This is a genomic window from Streptomyces sp. NBC_00986 (assembly GCF_045162565.1).
Lineage (GTDB): Bacteria > Actinomycetota > Actinomycetes > Streptomycetales > Streptomycetaceae > Streptomyces.
The window spans coordinates 8068818-8091300 of the sequence record NZ_CP108733.1; the positions used below are offsets into that span (position 1 = coordinate 8068818).

At 69.4% G+C, this 22483-nt stretch carries 22 protein-coding genes; 12 read left to right on the plus strand and 10 right to left on the minus strand.

Features of this window, described 5'->3' with window-relative positions; genetic code table 11:
- Positions 1-16: 16 nt before the first annotated feature.
- Positions 17-2992, minus strand: coding sequence for a glycoside hydrolase family 35 protein (locus tag OG504_RS36105; RefSeq protein WP_405993546.1), 2976 nt, complete (start codon positions 2990-2992; stop codon positions 17-19).
- A gap of 118 nt (positions 2993-3110) precedes the next feature.
- On the opposite strand from OG504_RS36105, the gene OG504_RS36110 reads away from it, so the two are divergent.
- The 3 genes from OG504_RS36110 to OG504_RS36120 all read left to right on the plus strand — a co-directional run bounded on the left by OG504_RS36110 (position 3111) and on the right by OG504_RS36120 (position 5196).
- Positions 3111-3584, plus strand: a complete 474-nt coding sequence (locus OG504_RS36110; RefSeq protein WP_405993547.1) for an RrF2 family transcriptional regulator — start codon at positions 3111-3113, stop codon at positions 3582-3584.
- Positions 3585-3628: 44 nt separating this feature from the next.
- Positions 3629-4198 carry a TlpA family protein disulfide reductase gene (locus OG504_RS36115; RefSeq protein ID WP_405993548.1) on the plus strand — a complete coding sequence of 190 codons (570 nt, stop codon included), beginning with the start codon at positions 3629-3631 and terminating at the stop codon, positions 4196-4198.
- A 74-nt stretch (positions 4199-4272) separates the two neighbouring features.
- On the plus strand, positions 4273-5196 hold the full coding sequence (locus tag OG504_RS36120; RefSeq protein ID WP_405993549.1) for a sulfite exporter TauE/SafE family protein: 924 nt from the start codon (positions 4273-4275) through the stop codon (positions 5194-5196).
- Positions 5197-5239: 43 nt separating this feature from the next.
- Here the strand turns inward: OG504_RS36120 and OG504_RS36125 are convergent, their stop codons facing one another.
- Positions 5240-6097 carry an intradiol ring-cleavage dioxygenase gene (locus tag OG504_RS36125; protein WP_405993550.1) on the minus strand — a complete coding sequence of 286 codons (858 nt, stop codon included), beginning with the start codon at positions 6095-6097 and terminating at the stop codon, positions 5240-5242.
- A 268-nt stretch (positions 6098-6365) separates the two neighbouring features.
- On the opposite strand from OG504_RS36125, the gene OG504_RS36130 reads away from it, so the two are divergent.
- Positions 6366-7019 carry a DUF4360 domain-containing protein gene (locus OG504_RS36130; protein WP_405993551.1) on the plus strand — a complete coding sequence of 218 codons (654 nt, stop codon included), beginning with the start codon at positions 6366-6368 and terminating at the stop codon, positions 7017-7019.
- A 76-nt stretch (positions 7020-7095) separates the two neighbouring features.
- Here the strand turns inward: OG504_RS36130 and OG504_RS36135 are convergent, their stop codons facing one another.
- Together OG504_RS36135 and OG504_RS36140 are read right to left on the minus strand one after the other, a co-directional pair.
- On the minus strand, positions 7096-7884 hold the full coding sequence (locus tag OG504_RS36135) for an intradiol ring-cleavage dioxygenase (RefSeq protein WP_405993552.1): 789 nt from the start codon (positions 7882-7884) through the stop codon (positions 7096-7098).
- A 213-nt stretch (positions 7885-8097) separates the two neighbouring features.
- The gene (locus OG504_RS36140; protein ID WP_405993553.1) at positions 8098-8595 is read right to left on the minus strand and encodes a MarR family winged helix-turn-helix transcriptional regulator; all 498 of its coding nucleotides are present in this window, start codon (positions 8593-8595) and stop codon (positions 8098-8100) included.
- Positions 8596-8668: 73 nt separating this feature from the next.
- Here OG504_RS36140 and OG504_RS36145 point away from each other — a divergent pair, with 73 nt between their 5' ends.
- From OG504_RS36145 to OG504_RS36155, 3 genes are all read left to right on the plus strand, one after another.
- Positions 8669-9559: an alpha/beta fold hydrolase gene (locus OG504_RS36145; RefSeq protein WP_405993554.1), complete on the plus strand. Its 891-nt coding sequence runs from the start codon at positions 8669-8671 to the stop codon at positions 9557-9559.
- A gap of 364 nt (positions 9560-9923) precedes the next feature.
- Complete coding sequence (locus OG504_RS36150) at positions 9924-10835, plus strand: NAD-dependent epimerase/dehydratase family protein (RefSeq protein WP_405993555.1); 912 nt, start codon at positions 9924-9926, stop codon at positions 10833-10835.
- Between the two features lie 113 nt (positions 10836-10948).
- The gene (locus tag OG504_RS36155) at positions 10949-11284 is read left to right on the plus strand and encodes a hypothetical protein (RefSeq protein ID WP_405993556.1); all 336 of its coding nucleotides are present in this window, start codon (positions 10949-10951) and stop codon (positions 11282-11284) included.
- Positions 11285-11404: 120 nt separating this feature from the next.
- On the opposite strand, the gene OG504_RS36160 is transcribed toward OG504_RS36155, so the two are convergent.
- Together OG504_RS36160 and OG504_RS36165 are read right to left on the minus strand one after the other, a co-directional pair.
- Positions 11405-12409 (minus strand): catalase, encoded by a 1005-nt coding sequence (locus OG504_RS36160; RefSeq protein ID WP_405993557.1) that lies wholly within the window; start codon positions 12407-12409, stop codon positions 11405-11407.
- Positions 12410-12507: 98 nt separating this feature from the next.
- Complete coding sequence (locus tag OG504_RS36165; protein ID WP_405993558.1) at positions 12508-12984, minus strand: hypothetical protein; 477 nt, start codon at positions 12982-12984, stop codon at positions 12508-12510.
- A 53-nt stretch (positions 12985-13037) separates the two neighbouring features.
- Between OG504_RS36165 and OG504_RS36170 the strand changes: the two genes are divergently transcribed.
- A complete protein-coding gene (locus OG504_RS36170) occupies positions 13038-13409 on the plus strand; it encodes a MerR family transcriptional regulator (protein ID WP_405993559.1) in 372 nt (123 codons plus the stop codon).
- 1 nt (position 13410) lies between these two features.
- On the opposite strand, the gene OG504_RS36175 is transcribed toward OG504_RS36170, so the two are convergent.
- On the minus strand, positions 13411-13587 hold the full coding sequence (locus OG504_RS36175) for a DUF397 domain-containing protein (RefSeq protein WP_405993560.1): 177 nt from the start codon (positions 13585-13587) through the stop codon (positions 13411-13413).
- Positions 13584-14408: a helix-turn-helix domain-containing protein gene (locus tag OG504_RS36180; RefSeq protein ID WP_405996529.1), complete on the minus strand. Its 825-nt coding sequence runs from the start codon at positions 14406-14408 to the stop codon at positions 13584-13586. Before OG504_RS36180 ends, OG504_RS36175 begins: the two co-directional genes overlap by 4 nt.
- Positions 14409-14538: 130 nt before the next feature.
- Here OG504_RS36180 and OG504_RS36185 point away from each other — a divergent pair, with 130 nt between their 5' ends.
- The 4 genes from OG504_RS36185 (at position 14539) to OG504_RS36200 (ending at position 19363) form a co-directional block, all read left to right on the plus strand.
- The gene (locus OG504_RS36185; protein WP_405993561.1) at positions 14539-15102 is read left to right on the plus strand and encodes an ATP-binding protein; all 564 of its coding nucleotides are present in this window, start codon (positions 14539-14541) and stop codon (positions 15100-15102) included.
- Entirely contained in the window at positions 15045-16388 is a 1344-nt protein-coding gene (locus OG504_RS36190) for a DUF3500 domain-containing protein (protein ID WP_405993562.1), read from the plus strand. Before OG504_RS36185 ends, OG504_RS36190 begins: the two co-directional genes overlap by 58 nt.
- Positions 16389-16497: 109 nt before the next feature.
- On the plus strand, positions 16498-17694 hold the full coding sequence (locus OG504_RS36195) for a 4-hydroxybenzoate 3-monooxygenase (protein WP_405993563.1): 1197 nt from the start codon (positions 16498-16500) through the stop codon (positions 17692-17694).
- A 61-nt stretch (positions 17695-17755) separates the two neighbouring features.
- Entirely contained in the window at positions 17756-19363 is a 1608-nt protein-coding gene (locus tag OG504_RS36200) for a methyltransferase (protein WP_405993564.1), read from the plus strand.
- Positions 19364-19418: 55 nt separating this feature from the next.
- Here the strand turns inward: OG504_RS36200 and OG504_RS36205 are convergent, their stop codons facing one another.
- Together OG504_RS36205 and OG504_RS36210 are read right to left on the minus strand one after the other, a co-directional pair.
- Positions 19419-21029, minus strand: coding sequence for a pyridoxal phosphate-dependent aminotransferase (locus OG504_RS36205; protein ID WP_405996530.1), 1611 nt, complete (start codon positions 21027-21029; stop codon positions 19419-19421).
- Between the two features lie 237 nt (positions 21030-21266).
- The gene (locus tag OG504_RS36210; RefSeq protein WP_405993565.1) at positions 21267-22421 is read right to left on the minus strand and encodes an aldose epimerase family protein; all 1155 of its coding nucleotides are present in this window, start codon (positions 22419-22421) and stop codon (positions 21267-21269) included.
- Between the last annotated feature and the right edge of the window lie 62 nt (positions 22422-22483).

Consider the following 22483-nt stretch of genomic DNA (forward strand, 5'->3'; position numbering starts at 1 on the left):
CCGGTCCCGTGAAGAACTACCGGCCGGGGGAGTCCACCGGCGAAACCGGTACTCCTCCGGCCGCACTCCCCAACAGCGTCAGCCGTACGTCCTTCGGGCCCGCCGGAGTGGTGCCGTCGGACAGGACGGCCAGGGCGAGTGTGTTGGTGCCCCGGGTGCGGAGGATCCCGTTCGGCAGGACGAAGGTGTGCTGCGGGCCCACGTCGTTGATGTACTGGCCCATGTTCCAGCCGTTGAGGAAGATCTGGACCCGGTAGGCGCGCGTCGGGTCGTCGTCGAGGACGAGGCCGATCGAGGCGTCGATGCCGGTGTCCACGGCGAGCTTGAAGCTGGTCCGGTACCAGGCCACGCCCTGCCGCTTGTCGGCGCGGGGGAGTGTCACCGCCTCCCAGCCGGCGTCCGCGTACCCCGGCAGGTGCCAGCCCTCCCGCTCGCCGTACAGCCCGCCGTTGTTCTGCGGCCCTCGCACCGGATCGGGTGTCGTCTCACCCTGGAGCCGCCAACTCACCTTCGGGGAGGCGCCCTTGAAGGTCGCCGCCGTCAGACCGCGCGCTACCTTGTGCGTGTCGAGGGCCTTGCCGTCCTGGTCGTGCTGCATCCGCCGCACCAGCACGGACAGGACATGCGAACCGGCCGCGCGCTGCTTCTCGGGGATCGCGAGCGTCGCCTTCGCCGCCCAACTGCCCTGCCGCACACTGCTGTTCGTCGGCACCGGCATCCGGTGGGTGCCGAGCGGTTCGCCGTCGAGCCAGGCCATCAGCAGCCCCTGGGTACCCGTGCTGTAGGCGAGGGTCACCGACTCCAGGGCGTCGGTGGTGCCGGTCGTGAACCGCCCCCGGTACCAGACGTCCCCGTAGTGGAAGCCGTAGTCGTCCGCGAAGAGCAGCGGCTGCCCGGAGGGGACGGCCGTCGTACTGAACGTCGAAGTCCGGTCCGCCGTCGCCCACTTGGAGTCGTCGAAGGCGACCGCGGCCTCCTGGTTCTCGACCTTGCGCCGCCAGCCGTCGAGTGCGGGGAGCGGTACCGCGGGCACCCCGGGCAGCAGCGCGTCCGGGTTCGAGCGCAGGCTGCCCGCGTTGGTGACGGTCGAGGGCACGGCCCGGCCGTTCCAGGTGACGTCGGTGATGCCGCGCGGGCCCCACACCTCCAGGCCGGTCTCGCCGATGGTGTCGCCGGTGAGGTGGGCGGTCGTCCCGCTGACCGTGGCCTCGCGGAGCAGCGCCGGGCCGTAGACCAGCGCGGTGCCCGAACCGGTCTCGTACGGCCACAGGCGTACGGAGCCGGCCTCGTCGGCGAAGACGAGCAGGAGGGAGTTGTCGACGCCGCCGCCCTGGACCAGGACGCGGGTCAGGCCGCCGATGCCGAGCGGGACGGTGACGTGCAGGAGGCCGCGGTCCCAGACCCAGGCGGCCTGCGCGTCGAGCCGGGTCACCACCGGTTCCTCCGGGCACTCGACGACGACGTGGGCCATCTCGCCGCGCGTCCCTGCGAACACGGCGATGTCCTGCCGGCCGGTGGTGAGGGACATCATCGGCGTGACCGTCGAGTACCTCAACTTACGGCCGCCGAGGGCAAGTTGGGTGAGGAGGAGTCGGGCGTCCTGGGCAGGGACGGTGACCTCGATGTCGTCGGTCGTGGTCGGCAGCGTCGAAGTGACCGCCGCCGTACCGTCGTTGCGCAGGACGTAGACGTGCGCGCCGGTGTCGGCGTTGGTGAGGTGGTAGACCTTCAGGCCGTCCGCCTTGACGTCCGCCGCGCGGTCCAGCTTGGCGAAGTCGGGCACGGTCCGCAGCAGATGGCCGAGTTGGTGCATCGGCACGAGCTTCGCGGTCGCGTTGCGGCCCTCGTCGAAGGCGGCGCCGTAGTCGTACGACGTGTAGACGACCGGCGCGGGCAGCCAGCCCCACGAGGTGCCGCCGAACGTCATGTAGACGCTGTGCAGGGTGAGTCCGTTGGCGAGGTTGGTGAGATAGAAACGCCGCTCGTACGCCGCGTCACGCGTCCGGCGTGACTCCGCGTACCCCTTGCCGTCGAACCAGGACCCGCCCCACGGATCGAACCAGCCCCCGCCGAACTCCGGCACGAAACCAGGGGTCTTGGGGCTGGCGGTGGCCCCGCCCTTGGCCCCGCCGATCCCGTAGTGCCCCCAGTCCGGCGGCAGTTGGGACGGCGAGGGATACCCGTCGAAGCCGTACAGCCAACCACCTTTGTCCCCGCCGGTGTCGAACGACCCGGGGGTCCAATACCCGTTGCGCCCCTTGTCGTTGTGGAACAGGGGGACGTCGATGCCGTCGGCGCGCACCTTCTTGTACAGGTGGGACATGTAGTCGCCGCCGGACGCGTGGGTGAGCTGGCCGTCGTACTCGTTCTCGATCTGGTAGAGCAGGACCGTGCCCGTGCCCTGGGTGAACAGGTGCTTGGAGACGATGGAGTCGACCTGGGTGAGCCACTCGTCGACGTGCGAGAGATAGGTCGGGTCGGCGGTGCGGGCCGTGCCCTTCGTGGCGATGAGCCAGCCGGGGAAACCGCCCGCGTCGATCTCGGCGTTGATGTACGGGCCCGGGCGCAGGATGACGTACAGGCCGGTCTCGGCGGCCATGCGCAGGAACAGGTCGAGGTCCCGGACGCCCGTGAAGTCGTAGCTGCCCTGGGCGGGGGAGTGGTAGTTCCACGAGACGTAGATGCTGACGGCGTTGTAGCCGAAGGCGCGCATCTTCTGCAGGACGTCACGCCACAGGGACGGGCTCGGCAGCCGGAAGGGGTGCATCTCGCCCGACCACAGGACCAGGCGTTTTCCGTCGACGATCAGGGAGTAGCGGTCGTACCCGATCGTGTGCGACTGCCCGTCCGCGGCCGGTGGCGCGGGGGCCGGGCCGGTCGGTACGACATGCGCGGCGTACGCGTCACCGCTGCCGCCGCTGCCACCCCCCAGCGCGAATCCGAGCGCGGCCGTGCCCGCGAGGGTGCTGAAGGTACGCCTGCTCAGCTCCACTGGAAGCTCCTCCCGGGTCCGGTCCGTCGGCGGCACGTGCGAAGCCATTTTCCGTGGTCGTCCCAGGAGGCCGTCGTGCGGGGCCATTCTCTACGCCAGAACGGACCACAATGGACGCATGAGGATCTCGGCACGGGCGGATTACGCGGTACGGGCGGTACTGGAGCTCGCCGTACGGGGTGACGACGGCCCTGCGGCGGACGGTCCGGTGAAGGCCGAGACCATCGCCACCGCGCAGGACATCCCGCACAAATTCCTGGAGGGAATTCTCGGCGACCTCCGGCGCGCCGGGATCGTCGACAGCCGGCGCGGCGGGGGCGGCGGCTACCGGCTGGCCCGCGCGGCCACCGAGATCACCGTCGCCGACGTCATACGCGCGGTCGACGGCCCGATCGTCTCGGTCCGCGGCGAACGCCCCACCGGCCTCGCCTACACCGGCACCGCCGAACCCCTCCTCCCTCTCTGGATCGCCCTGCGCGCCAACGTCCGCAAGATCCTGGAGGGCGTCACCCTCGCGGACATCGCGGCAGACGCACTGCCGGAACCGGTACGGGCACTGGCCGCGGAGCCGGCGGCCTGGGAGAACCCGTAGCCCCGTAGTCCTGTCGTCGCAGCGCGGTGAGGAGAATGACCGCGATGACGATGATGATGACAACTCGACGCGCGTACGCGGCTGTTGCCGCTTCCTGCGTGATCCTCGCGGGCTGCTCGTCCCCGGAGACGATCAGCCACGCCAGCCCCGGCGATCCGCTCACCCGGACCTTCGAGGAGGGGAAGCGTCCCGCCGTGGCGGATCTGGCCGGGACCTCCTTGGACGGGGACGCGATCCGGCTGTCGGACTACCGGGGGAAGGTCGTCCTGATCAACGCCTGGGCGTCCTGGTGCGGGCCCTGCCGGGCGGAGGCGCCCCAGCTGAAGTTGATCCAGGAGACGTGGGGCGACCGTGGACTGCGCGTCCTGGGGCTCGACAACGACAACAGCCGCGCCGCCGGTCTCGCCTTCCAGAAGAGCTTCCACCTGGCCTACCCGTCCCTGCACGATCCCTCGGGGAAGCAGGCCCTGCGGCTGCCGCGCGGTCTGGTGAACACACAGGTGATGCCGTTCACGATCGTCGTCGACCGAGCCGGGAAGGTGGCGGCGACCCGGATGGGAGCGGTGACGCGGACGCAGCTCGCGAAGGTCGTGGAACCGCTGCTGCTCGCGTAGGGGGCCTGACCTTGTGAGTCGTCCTCATCCGGGTCTCAGGCTCCGCTCAGATTGGCCGCCTAGCGTCGCCTCCCATGCGCACGCTGATACTGCTCGCCCTCGCGGGCCTCGGGGCCCAGCTCGTGGACGGCAGCCTCGGCATGGCCTACGGGGTCACGTCCACGACGCTGCTGCTGGCCATGGGGACGAACCCGGCCGCCGCGTCCGCCACCGTCCACCTGTCCGAGATCGGTACGACGCTGATGTCCGGCGCCTCGCACTGGCGGTTCGGGAACGTGGACTGGAGGGTTGTCGTGAGGATCGGGGTCCCCGGCGCGATCGGGTCGTTCCTCGGGGCCACCGTGCTGTCGAAGCTCTCCACCGAGGTCGCCGAGCCGGTGATGTCGTTGATCCTCTTCGGACTCGGCGTGTACGTCATGTCCCGGTTCACCTTCAAGGGGCTGCCGAAGGGGCAGCTCGGCAAGCCGTTGCGGAAGCGGTTCCTGGCGCCGCTCGGGCTGGTCGCCGGGTTCCTGGACGCGACCGGCGGGGGTGGCTGGGGGCCCGTCGGCACGCCCGCGCTGCTGGCCAGCGGACGGATGGAGCCGCGCAAGGTCATCGGGTCGATCGACACGAGCGAGTTCCTGGTGGCGGTGGCCGCGAGTCTCGGCTTCCTGTTCTCGCTCGGGTCCCAGGGGCTCAAGTGGACCTGGGTGATCGCCTTTCTGCTCGGGGGAGTTGTCGCCGCGCCGGTCGCCGCCTGGCTGGTGCGGCTGGTTCCGCCGCGGGTGCTGGGTTCCGCCGTCGGCGGGATCATCGTCGTGACCAACGTCCGTACGCTGCTGAGGAGCGACTGGATCGGTGCGTCGGGTGCGGTGAGCACTCCGGTGTACGTCGTGCTGTACGGGATGTGGGCTGCCGCCCTGGCGTACTCGGTCCGCGCCCATCGCCGGGAGAGGGCGCTGGAGACGCGGACCGAGTCCGAGTCCGCCGAAGGACGGCAGCCGCTCGGGGTGTGATCGGCGATCCCCGATCAGTGCGTCCTGGTCATCCGCCTCCTGGTCAACTCGTGCTCACGCCCACGGTCAGGGTCGCCGTGCAGCCGTCGGACACGTCGGAGCCGAGCGCGGTCAGCGTGAGCAGACCGGACGCGGCGCCTCCGTCGTCGTAGATCGTGTCGTCGCCGAGGGATGTCTCGGCGGTGGTGTTGTCCGAGTACGGGGAGGTGGCCTGCACTTCCTCGTTGAGGTCGGCGTCGAAGAAGAGCTGGCCGGTGTGGACGAGCGTGCCGCCGGTGTACGTGCCGTCGGCGATCGTCACGTCCGTGTGCACCCGCATATGGACGTGGACGGCGCGGGAGACGTAGTGCCCCGGCCAGATGGATATGAGCTTCGCCTCGCCGTCGGAGTCGGTGAGGACGCCGCCGCGCAGGAACGTGCCGTCGTCGTCCTCGGTGTGGCCGTTCTTGCCGACGAACCCGGAGTACTCGCCGAGCGCGTCGCAGTGCCAGAGCTCCACGAGGGCGTCGGCGAGCGGCGCGCAGTCGTTGTCCTGGTCGACGACGGTGAAGGTGTACTGGACCTCGACGCCCTCCTTCTCCTCTCTGATGTCCTCGCGGACCAGGGCGCCGTCGAGCGAGTACGGACCCTCGGTGACCTCGGCGGTGAGGGTGCAGACGCCGCTCGTGGCCGACGCGGAGGCGTCGGTGGTCACCGTGGTCGTCGACGTCTCGGTGGAGGTCGACGCGTCGGTGGTGGTCGTGGGGGTGTCGGCCGAGGCGAGGCCGGCCGCCGCGAGACCGCCCGCCAGGGCGACGGTGCCGCCGCCGATCAGCACGCGGCGGCGCTGGAGGCCCTTGTCCCGGCGGTGCCGGGCGGGCCGTTGGTCGAGTTGCCGGTCGTTCTCTTCATTTCCCGTCATGGCAAGGAAGTTAGGGCCGTACCTGAAGGATTCCTTGATGTGCGGCTGTGAAGGGCCTGGGGACGGAACGGTCAACGGCCGCTTATTTCAACAGAGTTCACACACTGTGGAGAGAGTGTGAAAGACGCGTCTGTGAATGGCCTGAGTTCGCCCTGACCGTTTCGTGTGCGGCTTCCTACGATGCGAGCGCGCCGTCGGTCTTCACAGGAACTTCATTGGTTCTTCAAAGACTTGGGGCGCAGCCACCCCCCAACCCCAAGGAGAAACCATGCCTGGTGGGCTCCTCCTGAGCGGCGCCGTCGCCGCTCTTCTCACCACCGCGCTGCCCATGCAGCACGCGTCCTCACCCGTGTTCGACGACCCGCCCCCGGACAAGATCGTCATCAACGTCGCCACGGTGAACGGCTCGGGCTGCCCGCAGGGCACGACGGCGGTCGCCGTCTCCGAGGACAACACCGCCTTCACGGTGACCTATAGCGCCTACCTCGCCCAGGTCGGCGGCAACTCCGACCCCACGGCGTTCCGCAAGAACTGCCAGCTCAACCTGGTCGTCCACGTCCCGTCGGGCTTCACCTACGCCATCGCGAGCGCCGACTACCGGGGCTTCGCCTCGCTCCAGCGCGGCGCGAGCGGTGCGCAGAAGGCCTCGTACTACTTCCAGGGCTCGTCGAACACCACGAGCAAGAACCATCCGTTCAACGGTCCCTACGACGACAACTGGCAGGCGAACGACAGCACGGACGTGGCCCAACTGGTCTGGGCGCCCTGCGGAGTTCAGCGCAACTTCAACATCAACACGGAGCTGCGGGTCAGCGCCGGCACCTCGGCGCCCGGCGCGGTCAGCTTCATGACGATGGACTCGACGGACGGCGACATCAGCACCATCTACCACATGGCGTGGGAGCACTGCCCGGGCTCCTGACGTGCGGTGCTGTGAGGTGACCTGAGGAAGGGGTGGCCCGTGTCGCACCGCGGGCCACCCCTTCGGCTGGGCGGGCTCAGCTCTGCTGGACGCCGAGTGTGAGCGTGCCCGTGTAGCCGGACGAGGTCGAACTGCCCAGCGCCGTAAGGGTCATGAGGCCGGACGCGGCGCCTCCGTCGTCGTAGACCGAGTCCTGTGCGAGGGTCGTGCGGGTGACCGTGTTGGTCGAGTACGGGGAGATCTTGGCGACGGCCGTGGTGATGGTCTCGTCGATGAAGAGCTGGCCCGTGTGGAGTTCCTGGCCGCCGGTGAACGAGCCGTCCGAGGTGAGCGTGACGCCGGTGTGCACCTTCACGTGGATGTGCACGCAGCGCCCGCGGTACCAACCCGGGTAGATCGTCGTGATGTTGGCGAGCCCGGCGGAGTTGGTGAGGACACCACCGCGCAGGAAGGTGCGGTCGTCCGGTTCGCTGTGGCCGTTGTTGCCGACGTAGCCGGAGTACTCGCCGAGCGCGTCGCAGTGCCAGATCTCGACGAGCGCGCTGGGGATGACGGCGCAGGTGCTGTCGTTCACGACGGTGAGGGCGAGTTTGAGCGGAATACCGGCCTTGCCTTCGGTGACGTCGGCGCGGACGAGGGCGCCGTCGAGGTAGTAGGGGCCTTCGGTCATCTCCTTGGTGAGAGTGCAGACTGCCGCCGCGGCTACGGGAGTTGAGTCGGCGGCGGTGGCTGTGGTGGGGGTGTGGGGAGCGGCGGCCCCGACGGCCAGTACGGCGGCCGTGGTGCCGGTGGCGATCAGGACGGTGCGACGCCCGATCGGGGTGGGGGTGACTCCGGCTGTGCCGTGTGAGGATGAGTCTGTCATGGACACGGCACCGTAGAAGCGGAAGCTGTCGGCCGGCTGTGCGAACGGCAAAGTGACGGGCCGTCAAGTTCATTGCGGGACAGGTGGGTTGCGGCGGCTGCGGTCGGTGGGGTTGTGCGGGCTGGGGCCGGTGGGTTGTGGGGGCTTCGGCCGGTGGGGGCGCGGGGGCTGGAGCCGGTGGCGGTGGCGGTACAGGGGCTGGAGCCGGCTGGGTTACGGCGACTGCCGGCGGCGCCCGCCCTCTGTGAGCTCGGCGAGTTCGGCGAGGGTCGCCGCGATGGCCGGCAGGAGGTCGGCCGGGATGTGGTCGAGGACCCGGCGCCGGGCGCTGGCGAGGTGGGCGGGCTGGGCGGCGTGCATGGCGCGCAGCCCGGCATCGGTGAGGACGGCCTCGCTGCCGCGCGCGTCCTGGCCGTGACGTTCCTTGCGCACCAGGTCGTGACGGGAGAGCCCGTCGATGATGCGCGTGACGCGCGGCGCGGTGACGCCGGACGCGGCCGCGAGCGCGGACATGCGCATACGGCGGTCGGGTGCCTCGCTGAGCAGCAGCAGGACCGCGAACTCGGTCATGGTCACGCCGGTGCGGGCCATGTCCTGCTCCAGGGTGCGCGGCAGGGAGTGGACGAGGCGGCCCAGGCTCTGCCAGAGCAGCAGCTCGTCGGAGGCCAGGGGGTCGACGGGGGGAGTGGGGTCGGTGGCGGTGGGCTCCATGCGACCACTGTATTTGACTAGTTAAGCAAGTGGGTGCAATGGTTGCTTAACTAATTAAACATGAGGTGATCGCATGCATCCCGGAGCACCCGCACCGGCCGGATTCGAGCACGCCGTAGCCGATGTAGGCGACGGCGTCGACGGCGTCGACGGCATCCAACTCCACTACGTGGTCGGCGGATCCGGCCCCGCCGTGGTCCTCCTCCACGGCTGGCCGTTCAGCTGGATCGAGTGGCGGGCGCTGCTGCCCCTGCTCGCGGCGCACGGCTTTACAGTCATCGCGCCTGACCTGCGAGGGTCCGGCGACTCAGAGATCCCACCGGGCCGCTGGACGAAGCGCGAGGAGGCCGAGGACCTGCACGGCCTTCTCCGGCACCTGGGTCACGACCGGGCCTTCGTGGTCGGCACCGACGTCGGCACGATGACCGCGCACGCCTGGGCCCAGACCCACCCCGAGGACGTGGCCCGGCTGGTGCTCAGCGAGGCGTTCCTGCCCGGCTACGGACTGGAGGAGCACATGAACCCCGCGACCGGCGGCTCCTGGCACTTCGGCTTCCACGCCCAGACCGAGCTGGCCGCGATGCTCACGGCCGGCAAGGAGGAGCAGTACCTCTCCGGCTTCTGGTCGATGATGACCGGCGGCGGCATCGCCGACACCGAGCGCGCCGACCTGCTGCGCGCCTACACCCGCCCGGACGCGATGCGCGGCGGCTTCGAGCACTACGCCACGCTCGTCGAGGACGGGAAGTCGGCCGGCTCCGGCGACCGCCTGACCATGCCCGTCCTCGTCCTGAACGGCGAACACGGCCTGCCCCAGGACGTGTTGCTGACCGGAGCCCGCGAAGCCGCGACCGACGTCTCCTACGACACGGTCCCGGGCGCCGCGCACACGTTCGCGGCGGACAACCCGGCCTGGACGGCGGACCGGCTGGCCCGCTTCTTCACGACCACTCCGGCCGCCTGAACCCGTCACTTGACCTGGCGGCCTGACGTCCACGACGACTCCGTTCCCGGGGATGCGCACTTTCGCGGCCGACAGTCCGGCCTGGACGGTGGGCCGTCTGGCTCGGTCCTTCACCGCGACCCCCAGCCACCTGATCCCGTTACCTGAACTCGTCACCCGAGCCCGCCTGTTGGGCCCGCCGTTTGACGGGCGGCACGACATCGTTCCCCGGGGTCGCGCGCACCTTTGCGGCCGGCAGCCCGGCCCGGACGCCGGACCGCCTCGCCCGCCTTTTCTCCACCCCCCCCTTGAACTCCCCACCCGAACCCATCAGTTGACCCCGCCGCCCGACGTGCGGCACGACACAGCACATGGAGTACTTCTCATGCAGATCCTCGTCATCGGCGCCACCGGCTACGCCGGCCGTCGTGTCTCGGCCGCCCTTGCCCGTGCCGGGCACACCGTCCTGGGCCTGGCCCGCGACACCTCCGCGTCCGCGGCCCACGCGCTCGCCGCGGACGAAGTCACCCCGGTCGAGGGCGACTTCGGCAAGCCGGAGAGCTGGCGTGACCACCTCGACGGCACTGACGCGGTCGTCCACCTGTTGATGGACATGAGCGACCCGATCGGCGGCGACCGGCGCCTGTTCGCCGAACTGCTCGCCGCCCAGGAGCGCGACGGCCGCAGCCGCCACCTCGTCTACACCACCGGCATCTCCTCCTACGGCCGCACCGGCCTGCCCCTCATGGACGAGAACACCCCCGGCGACCCCGAGAGCCCGATCGGCTTCCGCTTCGCGCTGGAACGGGAGTTGGGTGCGTCCGGCCTCGCTCACACCGTGGTCCGCCCGGGGTTCATGTACGGCGGTCCCGCGACCACGTCCATGACCGCCCAGTGGTTCGCCGCCGCCGAGGCGGGCAACCCCGTCTTCTACGGCGACCCCGCCAAGCGCTGGAGCTGGGTGCACGTCGACGACCTCGCCGACGCCTACGTCCGCATCCTCGACAACCCGGCCGCTGTCGGCGGGGAGACCTTCGTCATCGCCGACGACCAGCGCCTCACCGCCCTGGACATGCAGCGCACCGCCGTACGCGCCGCGGGCCACACCGGCGAGATCACCCTGGAGAGCGCGGAGGCGGGCGGCATGATGCAACTGGCCGCAGATCAGGACGAGTTGGTCACCAGCGCCAAGGCCCGCCGCCTTCTGGGCTGGACCCCGTGCCACATCTCGTTCACCGATGCGCCGACCCGCCACTACCGTGCCTGGAAGGCGGCTCAGCCCGTCAGCACTCGGTAACCCGGCAACTCGGACAAGCGGTCTCCGGCCGGTACCCGCGACTTGAGGCCGCCCTCGACACGGTCAACCGCGACTTCGCGGCAACCCTGCCCGACCAGCCGCCACTCAGGCTGATGGTCTGGGAGGAGCAGGTCTACGTCGCCGTGTCCGACGGCTCCTGGCACCACAACGGTCTCCAGGAACCGGACGACGACGCCCCTGACGACCTCGGCCCCGTCGTGGACGCGGCGCAGGAGACGATGGCCGACCGGCTTTGGCTGGCGTGGCCGGTCTGTCCGGTCCACAGGCTCGGTACGCATCCTCGCCCCGAGGGGACGCCGGCTGACTGGGACTGGGACGACGAGGGCTGGAGCGGGCGTCTGATGTGGTGGTGCCGGGGTGGTCCCGCGGGTGACTGTCATGACCTCGCGGTCGTGGGGGAACTCGCCGGTGCCCTGTCAGGGAAGTGAGGATGCTCGGCGGGAGGGAGGTGGGGCGCGGAAGTGTGACAGTTTTCGCTGAAGTGTCACACTTTTGCGGGGAGGGTCCTTCGGGGGCACGGGAAAAGAGGGGTACAGCTCGAGGTCGAGTCAGGGAGCGAGTCGGCGTTCCGCCGAGACGGAGTACGCGTGGCGGCGGAAGGCCAGCATCTTGTCGTCGGAGGCTTCGACGCCGGGGGCGAGGCGGGTGGGGTCGAAGACCTGGTGCTGCCAGTGGTCCTCGCGCGGCGAGCGGGCCGTCACGTGCAGGTGGCCGGCCGGGATCAGCGGGCGGTGTTCCGGCCACGCCTGGGAGGGGTCATGTGTCAGATCGTTCGGCTCCGCGAGCTGGTACACCACGGTGAAGGTGACTGGCCCGGTCTCGAGGCGGGAGTCGAGGTCGCCGATGAGGAAGTCGGGGGCGAGGGTCGCGGCGTACGCGGGATCGATCTCGACCTCGCCGAGCTGGGGCACGAGACGGTAGCGGAAGGGACGGCGCACGCCCGACTCGTCGACGAGGACGAAGGCGTGCAGCCCGTCGTAGCGGGTGGTGGCGAAACTGACGGGTGCTTGCTGCCCGGCGAAGGACTTCAACGCGCCCCGGCTTTCCGGGTGTTGGGCCAGGACGGTCGCGAACTTCCCTGCGGCGGCAAGCTTCCCCTTCGCGCGGTCGGCGAACCTGCCCTCCGTGCCCGCCATGCCCAGCGCCTCGACGAGCTCGATGAACCCCTCGGGATTGTGACTGGGGAAGACCCGGAAGTTCGCGGCGACGAGGTCCATGACGGCCTTGGTGTCATCGCTACTGCCGTCGCCCGCAAGGAACTTCACCGCCATCCCGCGCACGCCACGCGCCCGGTCGTCGGCGGCGAAGTTGCCGGAGCCGTTCGAGAACCGGATGACCGCGTCGGACTCGGCGGTGAGACAGGCGGCCGTCGTCCACTTCGCGATCCGCCCGGTGGGCACGAACCGCGCGTCGTACACGGCCCCGCGGGCATGCAGGCGGCGATCGTGCGGACGCGGGTGCGCGGCGGCCTCGATCCGGTCGACGGCCTGGGCCGCGGTCATTCCGTCCTCGGTGACCGAGGAGTCCTGCGGTTCCTGCGGTGACTGTGCCATGGCCGCATCATCGCATCCGCGGGTGTCGCACACGGGAGCGGCGCATGCGCGGTCGTCGCGTCTGCGGTCGACTCATCGGCGGAGGTGGGCAGGTTCCGTCACCGTGCGCCCGGGCGGTCGGCCCAGGCCGCCCTCGCCGCGTGGGGCAGGCCGGCTCCGGGGCGGCACCACGGCGCCAGTTGGAGGACTCCGAACACCGCCTCCACGCACAGGAACAGCCAGAGGAACCGCGGGGCGCCCTGGGTGAGGGCGTAGGCCTGCCAGGCCGTGAACAGGGTGCGGGCGACACCGTCGAGCAGACCGTGCAGAGGCAGCGGCCGGACCAGACGCAGGACGGCCCAGACGACCACCACCGAGCCCATCAGGTTCGCGTACAGGGTCTGTATCGGGTCGAGTTCGGGCAGTACGCCCAGCCCCCAGGCCCTTCCCAGCGACGACAGAGTGTCGTGCACCAGCGCGTACGTCCACGGCGTCGCGAAGCCCGCCGTGACGACGAGGTCGTACCAGGCGCTGGCGCGGACGACGCGGAGATAGCGGAGATGAGGGAGGCCGGTGGGGTGGGGGCTGGTTGTCATGCCGCTCACGCTAAACAGTGGAGTGGGGTCCAAGGTCAAGTCATCATGAGGGCATGCGTATCGGGGAGTTGGCGGAGCGGGTGGGGCTGACCAGGGATGCCCTGCGGTTCTACGAGCAGGTGGGGATCCTCACCAGCGAGCGGCGGGCGAACGGTTATCGGGAGTACCCACCGGAGGCGGTGCCCTGGCTCGAATACGTCCGTACGGCGCAGGCGCTCGGCTTCTCGCTGGCCGAAATAGCGCAGCACGGCGAGGAGTTGAGCGGGGCGCCGGACCAGGCGGAGGCGCTGTCCGCGCTCTTCGCCGACAAGATCCGCGTCATCGACACCCGCATGGCCGAACTGGCCGCACTCCGCGCCGAGTTGACCGCCCGCGCCGGGACGGAGTGCCCCCTGCGCAGGCAGCGGTCACGATCCCCGAGCTGACTCAGACGGTGCGGATGAACTCCGTCCAGGTGGTGGGGGTGAGGGCGAGCTGGGGGCCCTGGGTGTTCTTGGAGTCGCGGATGTGGATGGTGGTGGGGCAGGCAGCCACCTCGACGCAGTCACCGGAACCGCCGCTGCTGTAGCTGCTCTTGAACCAGGCCAGCTCAGTGGTGCTCATAGGTCTCCTCGCATGCGCTGCAACAGGCTCAAGGAGTCTTGGATGGTGAGAGCCTGCGATCGCATTCTGGCATATCGCATCTGGAGCATGCTCACCACTTTTCGATCAGCTACGAGCAGCCCGCTCTCCTGTCCCTCGCAGTAGGCGTACCAACGGTTGTTGGGCTCTTCTAGTAGCTGCATGGGGCCGTCCAGCCCTGCATGGCTCTGCCGGACCTGCGACATGATCTGGACCTCGACGTTCCGCAACGCGGCGATCGTCAGTACATGGTCGATTAGCCCCCGCGTGACCTCAACTCCGCCTGTGCGGCGCAGGAACAGCCCCTCTTCCAGGATGAAGCTGAACGCCGTGTTCGGCCGGTCCCACAGCAGCCGTTGCCGCTTCTCCCGTTCCACCCACTGCGCTTCGATCTGCGAGTCGTTCAACGGCGGCAACTGCTCAGTGAACAGCGTCCGCGCGTACGCCTCCGTCTGCAACAGCCCAGGAATCAACCGGCATTCGTACGTGTACAGCGTGATCGCCGTCTTCTCCTTCAGCGCCCACTGCCGGAACCAGGCCGCCAACCCCGGCCGCCGCTCCAGATGTTCCGCACCCCGCCGCACCGCCCCGGTGTTGCCCAGCACCGGCTCCGACCGCTCCACGTACAGCGTGTCCGGCATCCGTCGCCCCAACTCCACCGATTCCACGGTGTGTTTGGAGTACTGGATCTGCCGCCCGAACTCCTCCCGGCTCAGCCCCGCATGCTCGCGCAGGGCCTGCAACATCGCCCCGAACGTTCGCAGGCTGTCGGATACTTCAGGCTCACCGCTGCCCTCGACCATGGTCACCCACCTCCCCCGGACATGGTTACGGAACGTAGCGCGTACTGTCCAGCGTGTGACCCCGTACGCTGCCGCAGCGTACGGGCCGAGGTGCTGGTGAACTGGCCCTCGCGAACGCCACATTGGGCACATGACCACCCAACCCCCCGTCACCGTACGTACGTTCACCCAGCGCTTCAGCCCCACCCCCCGAGGCGCCCGCCTCGCCCGGCACCTCGCCCTGCACCAACTCCACGCCTGGGGCATCCCGCACGGCAGCGACGCCTCCGACACCGCCGGCGCGATCGTCGCCGAACTCGCCGCCAACGCCGTCACCCACGGCCGCGTACCCGGGCGGGACTTCGAACTCCGGCTCTCCCTCGTCACCGGGAGTGTCCGCATCGAGGTCACCGACACCCGTACCGGACCACGTCCACCCGCACCCGGTGCCGTAGAACAGCCTGATCCGCTCGACGAGAACGGGCGGGGGCTCGTGATCGTGGAGGCGCTCGCGGACCGGTGGGAGGTGGTGGAACGGGTGCCGCCGCCGGGCAAGACCGTAAGGGCGGAAATCGACCTGCCCAGGTGGTTGGCACTGGTCAGGCGGCTGGACGACGCTTCAGGTTCGGCTCAGGTTGGTGCGGGAGGTTGGCCGGTATGCACGGACACCGCCCCCGCACCCCCGAAGCCGACCGCAGCCGCCGCTGGTTCATGAACACGGCGCTGCTCACCGGCGGAGTCGCCGCCTTCGCGACCATGACCGGCTGCTCGTCGGACGCCTCCGGCACGGCCACCGCGTCCTCGTCCTCCGGCGCCCCGAACGGCGCCCCCTCGGGCGGCCCCGGCGGTGGCATGCCCACCGGCGCGATGCCTTCCGGCGGGCCCGGGGGAGGGGGCGGCAGCGGCATGGGTCCCGGACAGAGCGAGGTCAAGTACGCCGATTTCAAAGGCGTGACCACCAACGGCACGATCACCGACGGGCTCTACTCGATCCACTCCACCGACGTGTCGACCGACGGGATCGTCAAGGCCGCGCAGGCCTTCCTCGACGGGCTCAGCGCCAAGGAACGCAAGTCCTGCACGTTCGACGTCGACAACGACGAGTGGCTTGCCTGGAGCAACGTCGACGGGTACCAGCGCAAGGGTGTCCGGATGGGCGACATCACGGCCACGAAGCGCAACCTCGGTTACGCGCTGCTCGGCGCCGCCCTCTCCGCCGACGGGCTCACCCAGACCCGCAACATCATGAAGCTCAACGCCTTCCTCGGCGACTACAGCGGCGGCAACCGGGAGACGCTCACCGAGGGCGCGTACTTCTTCACCTTCATGGGCACGCCGTCCACCACCAAGCCGTGGGGCTTCCAGTACGAGGGTCACCACGTGGCCATCAACTTCTTCGTACTCGGCGACCAGGTCGTGATGACCCCGACCTTCATGGGGTCCGAGCCGACCTCCGCCACCTACAAGGGCGAGAAGATCACCCTCTTCAAGACGGAGACCAAGGCCGGTCTCACCCTCCTGCGCTCCCTCACCGCCGCCCAGTGCGCCAAGGTGATCTCCAGCACCAAGAAGTCCGGCGACGACATGAAGGCCGGGGCCGGGCAGGACAACGCCAAGCTCGCCTATCAGGGCTTGGTGGCAAAGGAGTTCACCAGCGCCCAGAAGCAGCACCTGCTCGACCTGGTGCGCGTCTACGTCGGCAACATGAACGACGGCCACGCCGAGGTGAAGATGTCGGAGGTCGAGGACCACCTCGACTCGACCTACTTCTACTGGATGGGCGAGACGAAGGACTCCGCCGCCTTCTACTACCGCGTGCACAGCCCGGTCGTCCTCATCGAGTACGACGCCCAGTCGCCGTTGGCCTACGGCACGAAGGGTGGAATGGGGGGTCCCAATGGAACGCCGACCCAGCAGCACATCCACACCATCATCCGGACCCCCAACGGAGGCGATTACGGCGTGGACCTGCTCAAGCTGCACTTGGACAACGACCACTGACATATGCCCAGTTGGCCCTTATGGGCTAAGAAGCCGCTTTCGATTCCTCATCACCCTGATCTGGCTGATATGAAACCCCTTGGCCGAAAAAGCAAGATCAGGGGTGGATGTGGGGAAACGATTCGACTCCGGGGCACGGACCGGGGTGGTGATCGTCGGGGCGGGCCCGGCGGGGCTCGTCCTGGGGAACCTGCTGCTGGACCAGGGCATCGACTGCGTGATCCTGGAACGGCGCGGACGCGAGGCGGTGGAGGGGCGGGCCAGAGCGGGATTCCTGGCCGCCCACTCCGTCCGCGTCCTCACCCGACACGGGCTCGCGGACGGGCTGTTGGCCAAGGGTCACACCCACCGGACCTGCCTCTTCCGTAGCGAGCAAGGTGAATTCACCCTCGACTACGGCGAGTTGGGGCGCGGCGAGGTCCACACGGTCTACCCCCAGCAGGAGTTGGTGCGGGACCTCCTCGCCGAGTACCTCCGACGCGGCGGCGAGATCCGCTTCGACACGGAGGCCGAGGAGATCTCCGAAGGCGGCCGGGTACGGACGTCCGACGGCACGGACATCACCGGACGCTACGTCGCCGGGTGCGACGGACACCGGGGAGTCGCCCGCGCGACCATGACCGCCCACGGGACGCGCACCGCCCGCTGGGACCACGGCGTGAGCTGGCTTGCGGTCCTGGTCGAGGCCCCGCCGAGCATGGAAGCCGTCGGATACGCCCTGCACGAACGGGGATTCGCCGGCCACATGGCCCGTACGGCGACCGTCACCCGCTACTACCTCCAGTGCCCGCGCGGAACCGACCCCGCCGACTGGAACGAGGACCGCGTCTGGACCGAGCTGGCGACCCGGCTCCGTGTGGACGAGTTCGGCCAGCTCAAGGACGGCCCGGTCCTGGAGAAGGCGGTCGTGGACCTGCGCTCCGACGTCCTGGACACCCCCGGCACCGGCCACCTCTGGCTGGCGGGCGACGCGGCCGGCCTCATCAGCCCCTCCGCGGCGAAGGGCGCCAACCTCGCCGTACTCCAGGCCGAACGCCTCGCCCGGGCACTGACGTTGGCCCTGAAGCACGCCGACGACAGCGACCTCGACCGCTACGCGGCCGACTGCCTGCCCCGCGTCTGGCGGGCCCACGAGTTCTCGCACTGGATGAGCGGCCTGCTGCACGGCCCGTCCGCCGAGGACGCCGACCACACCGTCGAGGCCCACGCCCGCTACGGCCGCGCGCTCCAGTACGCCCGCCTGGACAGCCTGCGCACATCCCGCACGCACCAGGACTTCTTCGCCGAGAACTACACGGGCATCTGACCCCGTGTCCCGCTCGCTCGTCTCCCGTCTCCCGTCCCCACGATTCACCGGGAACCCCTTCATGAACCTCCCCGTCGTACAGGCACGCCTCGCCGCAGCCGACGTAGCACGCATCCAGCGCGCGGCGGCCTACGTCGCGACCCACGACACGGACCAGGTCCTGGCCGAACTCCTCCCGGCCCTCACACCGGCCGAACGGGCCGACGTGGCACGCCACTTGGTCTTCGACCACACGGCGGTCCTGGTCTTCCCCGATTCCCTGGACGGCCTCTGCGAGGAACTCCGCCGGCTGGGCCTCGAACCGGGCCCGGTCACCCCGAGCGTCGTGGTCCGCGACCGCCTGACCCGCCGCTACGGCCCGGAACTCGCCGACATCCCGGTGGGCATCGTGCACGTGGCGGTCGGCACCCGCAGCGTGGAGATCTTCGCGCTTCCCGTACCCCCCGACTCGGCACTGGAGGCGGTGGCGGCCGACGAACGCGAGGCGGACCACGAGTCCCACCACGCCTTCGCGGTCACGGCCCCCGGCCCGGTGGTCCCCGCGGGCCTACGACTCCTCCTCCAGGAACGGGGCGGCGCGGTCCCGGACGGCGGCGGCTACAACGGCCACGAGAACGTCACCGTCCTCTACCACCGCACGACAACCCACCGCCGCTTCGAACTCCGCCTCCCCGGCCGCCACGACCCGCTCCCCGACCCGACGACAACCCTGCTCACCGTGATGACCGGAGCCTGGGCCACCCAAGCGGTCGCCACCATGGCCGAGTTGAACATCGCGGACCACCTGGCAGACCACCCCGGCATGCCCGCCGAACGCCTGGCAACCCTCACCGCGACGAACCCGGACGCACTACGCCGCCTGCTCCGCTACCTGACGACGCTCGGCCTGCTGACGGCGGCAGACGACACCTACCACCTGACGGCGGCAGGCCAACCCCTGCGCACAGCAACGGAGTTCTCACTGGCCCCGCTGGCGAAGCTCTACGCGGGCCCGTTCTACGACTCCTTCGCGGGCCTGACCCATTCGGTCCGCACCGGCGAGGAAGCCTTCGCCCACCGCAACGGCCAGCACCACTTCGCGTACTTCGCCCAACACCCCGAACTGGGAAGCCTGTTCCACCGGTCGATGGCGGCCAGCGCGGAGATGTTCACCCCGGTACCGACACTGATCGACTTCTCGAAGGCACGCCGAGTGGTGGACGTAGGCGGCGGAAACGGCGCGCTGCTCGGCCGGTTGCTCCGATCCCACCCCCACCTGGAGGGCGTCCTCTACGAACGCCCCGGCGCCCTGGAAGCCGCCCGCACCCAACTCACCGAACGCTGCTCGTTCGTAGCCGGCGACTTCACCCGCTCCGTACCGGAAGGCGGAGACGTCTACCTCCTGTCCCGAGTCCTGCACGACTGGGACGACGACCGCTGCCTGACGATCCTCAGCAGGTGTGCGGAGGCAATGCGCCCGGGCGCCCAACTCCTGCTGGTGGAACGCCTGTTGCCCACACCGACAGCGGTCGCCTGGGACGTCCACATGCTGTGCAACGTAGGCGGCCAAGAGCGCGACGAGCATCATTACCGGCAGCTGCTGGAGAAGGCAGGCTTCGAGGTACAGGGCTGCCGGCCGCTACCGCTAGGAGCCTCACTTCTAAACGCGGTAAGGAGCGATGCCCTCTAGGGGCGCGGGGAACTGCGCGACCAGTCCCCACGCACCCGCACCCGGCAACGACCCCTCAGCCCGCCTGCCCCATCCCCGCAGCATTGGGCCAACTCTGCGCATTAGGCCACCCGGTCGCAGGCGCCGGCGCCAAGTTCTGCATCCCATTAGGACTGGTAGCCCCCCGAACCTGCGCCGCAGTAAGCCCATTACGCGCAGGCACACCGGTAGGCGTAGGCCCCTGCGGAGGCATGGGCGCCGGCGCGGGGACACCGTAAGGCTGCTGGGGCATCTGCGGCGGCGGAGCCTGCTGCATCGGCATCTGCTGAACCTGCGCGGCAGCCACCATCGGCTCGAACTGCGGCTGAGGCTGCGGCTGTTGGGGTTGAGGCACAGGCTGCGGCTGCGGCACCTGCATGGGCACCGGCTGAGGCTGCATCGGCATCTGAGCCGCCGCAGGCATCGGCACCGGCATGGGCATGCCGACCCCCGACGTTCCCGTGCCGAGGGCCTGCGCGGCGAGGTTCTGCAACCCCGCCCCGTTCGTCGCCCCGACAAGGCGGTCCACGGCCGCCGTACCCGAGCTGTAGTTGGTCCCTGTACTCAACTCGGGTACGGCGGCTCCCCTCCTGGTCCCGTAGAGCACCTGTTCCATGCCGGACACCAGGCGACGCACGTCCGTCTGGGGGCGCACCACGAGCCGCAGGAAGCGGCTGGACGAACCGATCTTGTTGCCGCACTCGCGGACCAGGATGCGGTGCTCGGTGAGCATCCGGTCCCGGACCACGGTTCCCTCGGCGCCGACGGGGAGACGTACGAAGAGGAAGTTGCCCTGCGACGGATAGACCGTCAGGCCGGGCAGCGCGGAGAGATGGCTCGCCATGTCGAGCCGGTCGCGGCGCACCTGCTGGAGGCTCTGCGCGTACTCCGCGCCGTGCTCCTTGAGGATGAACACCACATGTTCCGCGAAGGCGTTGAGGTTCCACTTGGGCAGCATCGTGCGGATACGGCCGGCCAGGGCGGGGTTCGCGACGAGGTAGCCGAACCGTATGCCGTGCAGGCCGAAGTTCTTGCCGAGGCTGCGCAGGACGACCACGTTGGGGCGGATCATCGCCTCTTGGACGACGCTGGGCTCGACCTCCGCGTCGGCGAACTCCAGGAACGACTCGTCGATGACGATCAGGTCCAAGTCGGCCATGGCGTCCATGAACTGGACCAGTGCCTGCTTGTGGATGAAGCCGCCGTCGGGGTTGTTCGGGTTGCAGATGACCGCGACCTTGGTGTTGCGCTTGCGGATGAACTCCGCGTACTGGGAGAGGTCGAGGGCGAAGCCGCTGGACTCCTGGAGCGGGAACATGTCGACCCGCTTGCCGGTCTCCATGGGCTGATCGGTCCAGCGGCCGAAGGTGGGGACGGGGATGGCGAGGGACTCCCGGACCATCAAGTGGTCGATCCAGGTGATCAGTTCGGTGGAACCGTTGCCCATCGCCACGCACTGCGGCGGGAGTTGGAGCAGGTTGCAGAGCTCGGCCGTTATCGTGTCGGCGCTGCTCGGGTAGTACGTGATGATCTCGCGCAGCCGGGCCGCCATGTCGTCGAACATGGCGGGGGTGGGGAAGTACGGGTTGCACGGGATACAGAAGTCCACCGGCCCGGTGCCGTCGCTCTCACGCGCCAACGCCGCCATCGACGGGCTGTGCGCCGCCGTACTGCGGAACAGCGAGGTGACGTTGGAGTCGACCAATGGAACCTCCGTATGAAGGCGGGCCCGGCGGGGACGACCGGGCCCGTCGTCTTGGGTGGCCCGCGCGGGGGAGCACGGGCCACTCATGGATACGGAGACGCGAGTGGCGCTGTTCAACGGATGTGAAAATGGTGTGTGTTCGGGAACCCCGGGTCCGAACTCAGTTGCCGAACGAGTGGATCAGTTGCCGAACGAGTGGATCGTCGTCGTGCGGTACGTCTGACCGGGGCGCAGGACCGTCGTCGGCCAGGACGGCTCGTTCGGGGAGTCCGGGAAGTGCTGGGTCTCCAGGGCCAGGCCGTCGCCCTGCCGGTAGGTGCGGCCGGACGTGCCGATCAGCGTGCCGTCCAGGAAGTTGCCCGAGTAGAACTGCAGCCCCGGCTGGTCCGTGGAGATCTTCAACGTCCGCCCCGATGACGGGTCCCGCAGCGTCGCGATGTGCTCGGGCTTCGCCGTGACCCCCTTGTCCAGCACCCAGTTGTGGTCGAACCCCTTCGCGGTGACCTGCTGCGGGTGCCCGGCGCGGATGTCGCGCCCGATCGGCTTGGCCTTGCGGAAGTCGAAGGGCGTACCCGCGATCGGTGCCAGCTCACCCGTGGGGATCAGACCCGAGTCCGTGGGCGTGTACCGGCTTGCGGCGATGGAGAGTTCGTGGTCGTAGATGCCGCCGCTGCCCTCGCCCGCGAGGTTGAAGTACGTGTGGTTGGTGAGGTTGACGACCGTCGGCTTGTCGGTGGTGGCCTCGTAGTCGATACGCCAGTCGCCGTGCTTGGTGAGGGTGAAGGTCACCTTCGTCTTGAGGGTGCCGGGGTAGCCCATCTCGCCGTCCACGCTGGTGTAGTGGAGGTAGAGGCCGACGTCTGAACCCTTGGTGAAGGGCTCGATGTCCCAGACCTTCGTGTTGAAGCCCTTGGCACCGCCGTGCAGGCTGTTCACGCCGTCGTTGACGGAGAGCTGGTACGCCTTGCCGTCGAGGGTGAACTGGCCCTTGGCGATGCGGTTTCCGTACCGGCCGATGGTCGCGCCGAAGAACGTGGTGCCGGCGACGTACGCGGCGAGGTTGTCGTAGCCGAGCGACACGTTGGCGTACTTGCCGTGCCGGTCCGGGAGTTCGAGCGACTGGATGATGCCGCCGTAGGAGAGGACCTTCAGGCGGGTGCCGCCGTTGGCCAGGGACCAGCGGTAGACCTTCGTCCCGTCGGCGAGGGTGCCGAAGAGTTCCTTCACGGGCTTTCCGCCTCCCGAGGCCGCCTCCGCCGTACCCGTACCGAGCGCGCTCGCGGCGATACCGGCTGCCGCGGCACCTGCAATGACCGTGCGTCTGTTCATTTCCATGTAGCGGCTCTCCCATGTGAGTTGGAGGGGCCCCGCTGGGCCCGCGCCCCAAAGGGGCGCGG

What these genes read in the sequence shown, in the direction of transcription:
- OG504_RS36120 (WP_405993549.1), top strand. Translation starts at nt 4,273, where the DNA reads ATGCGCACGCTGATACTGCTCGCCCTCGCGGGCCTCGGGGCCCAGCTC.
- OG504_RS36200 (WP_405993564.1), top strand. Translation starts at nt 17,756, where the DNA reads ATGAACCTCCCCGTCGTACAGGCACGCCTCGCCGCAGCCGACGTAGCA.
- OG504_RS36135 (WP_405993552.1), bottom strand. Translation starts at nt 7,884, where the DNA reads ATGACAGACTCATCCTCACACGGCACAGCCGGAGTCACCCCCACCCCG.
- OG504_RS36115 (WP_405993548.1), top strand. Translation starts at nt 3,629, where the DNA reads ATGACGATGATGATGACAACTCGACGCGCGTACGCGGCTGTTGCCGCT.
- OG504_RS36155 (WP_405993556.1), top strand. Translation starts at nt 10,949, where the DNA reads ATGGTCTGGGAGGAGCAGGTCTACGTCGCCGTGTCCGACGGCTCCTGG.
- OG504_RS36180 (WP_405996529.1), bottom strand. Translation starts at nt 14,408, where the DNA reads ATGGTCGAGGGCAGCGGTGAGCCTGAAGTATCCGACAGCCTGCGAACG.
- OG504_RS36210 (WP_405993565.1), bottom strand. Translation starts at nt 22,421, where the DNA reads ATGGAAATGAACAGACGCACGGTCATTGCAGGTGCCGCGGCAGCCGGT.
- OG504_RS36165 (WP_405993558.1), bottom strand. Translation starts at nt 12,984, where the DNA reads ATGACAACCAGCCCCCACCCCACCGGCCTCCCTCATCTCCGCTATCTC.
- OG504_RS36170 (WP_405993559.1), top strand. Translation starts at nt 13,038, where the DNA reads ATGCGTATCGGGGAGTTGGCGGAGCGGGTGGGGCTGACCAGGGATGCC.
- OG504_RS36150 (WP_405993555.1), top strand. Translation starts at nt 9,924, where the DNA reads ATGCAGATCCTCGTCATCGGCGCCACCGGCTACGCCGGCCGTCGTGTC.
- OG504_RS36190 (WP_405993562.1), top strand. Translation starts at nt 15,045, where the DNA reads ATGCACGGACACCGCCCCCGCACCCCCGAAGCCGACCGCAGCCGCCGC.
- OG504_RS36130 (WP_405993551.1), top strand. Translation starts at nt 6,366, where the DNA reads ATGCCTGGTGGGCTCCTCCTGAGCGGCGCCGTCGCCGCTCTTCTCACC.
- OG504_RS36160 (WP_405993557.1), bottom strand. Translation starts at nt 12,409, where the DNA reads ATGGCACAGTCACCGCAGGAACCGCAGGACTCCTCGGTCACCGAGGAC.
- OG504_RS36205 (WP_405996530.1), bottom strand. Translation starts at nt 21,029, where the DNA reads ATGGCGGCGTTGGCGCGTGAGAGCGACGGCACCGGGCCGGTGGACTTC.
- OG504_RS36175 (WP_405993560.1), bottom strand. Translation starts at nt 13,587, where the DNA reads ATGAGCACCACTGAGCTGGCCTGGTTCAAGAGCAGCTACAGCAGCGGC.
- OG504_RS36140 (WP_405993553.1), bottom strand. Translation starts at nt 8,595, where the DNA reads ATGGAGCCCACCGCCACCGACCCCACTCCCCCCGTCGACCCCCTGGCC.
- OG504_RS36125 (WP_405993550.1), bottom strand. Translation starts at nt 6,097, where the DNA reads ATGACGGGAAATGAAGAGAACGACCGGCAACTCGACCAACGGCCCGCC.
- OG504_RS36110 (WP_405993547.1), top strand. Translation starts at nt 3,111, where the DNA reads ATGAGGATCTCGGCACGGGCGGATTACGCGGTACGGGCGGTACTGGAG.
- OG504_RS36185 (WP_405993561.1), top strand. Translation starts at nt 14,539, where the DNA reads ATGACCACCCAACCCCCCGTCACCGTACGTACGTTCACCCAGCGCTTC.
- OG504_RS36145 (WP_405993554.1), top strand. Translation starts at nt 8,669, where the DNA reads ATGCATCCCGGAGCACCCGCACCGGCCGGATTCGAGCACGCCGTAGCC.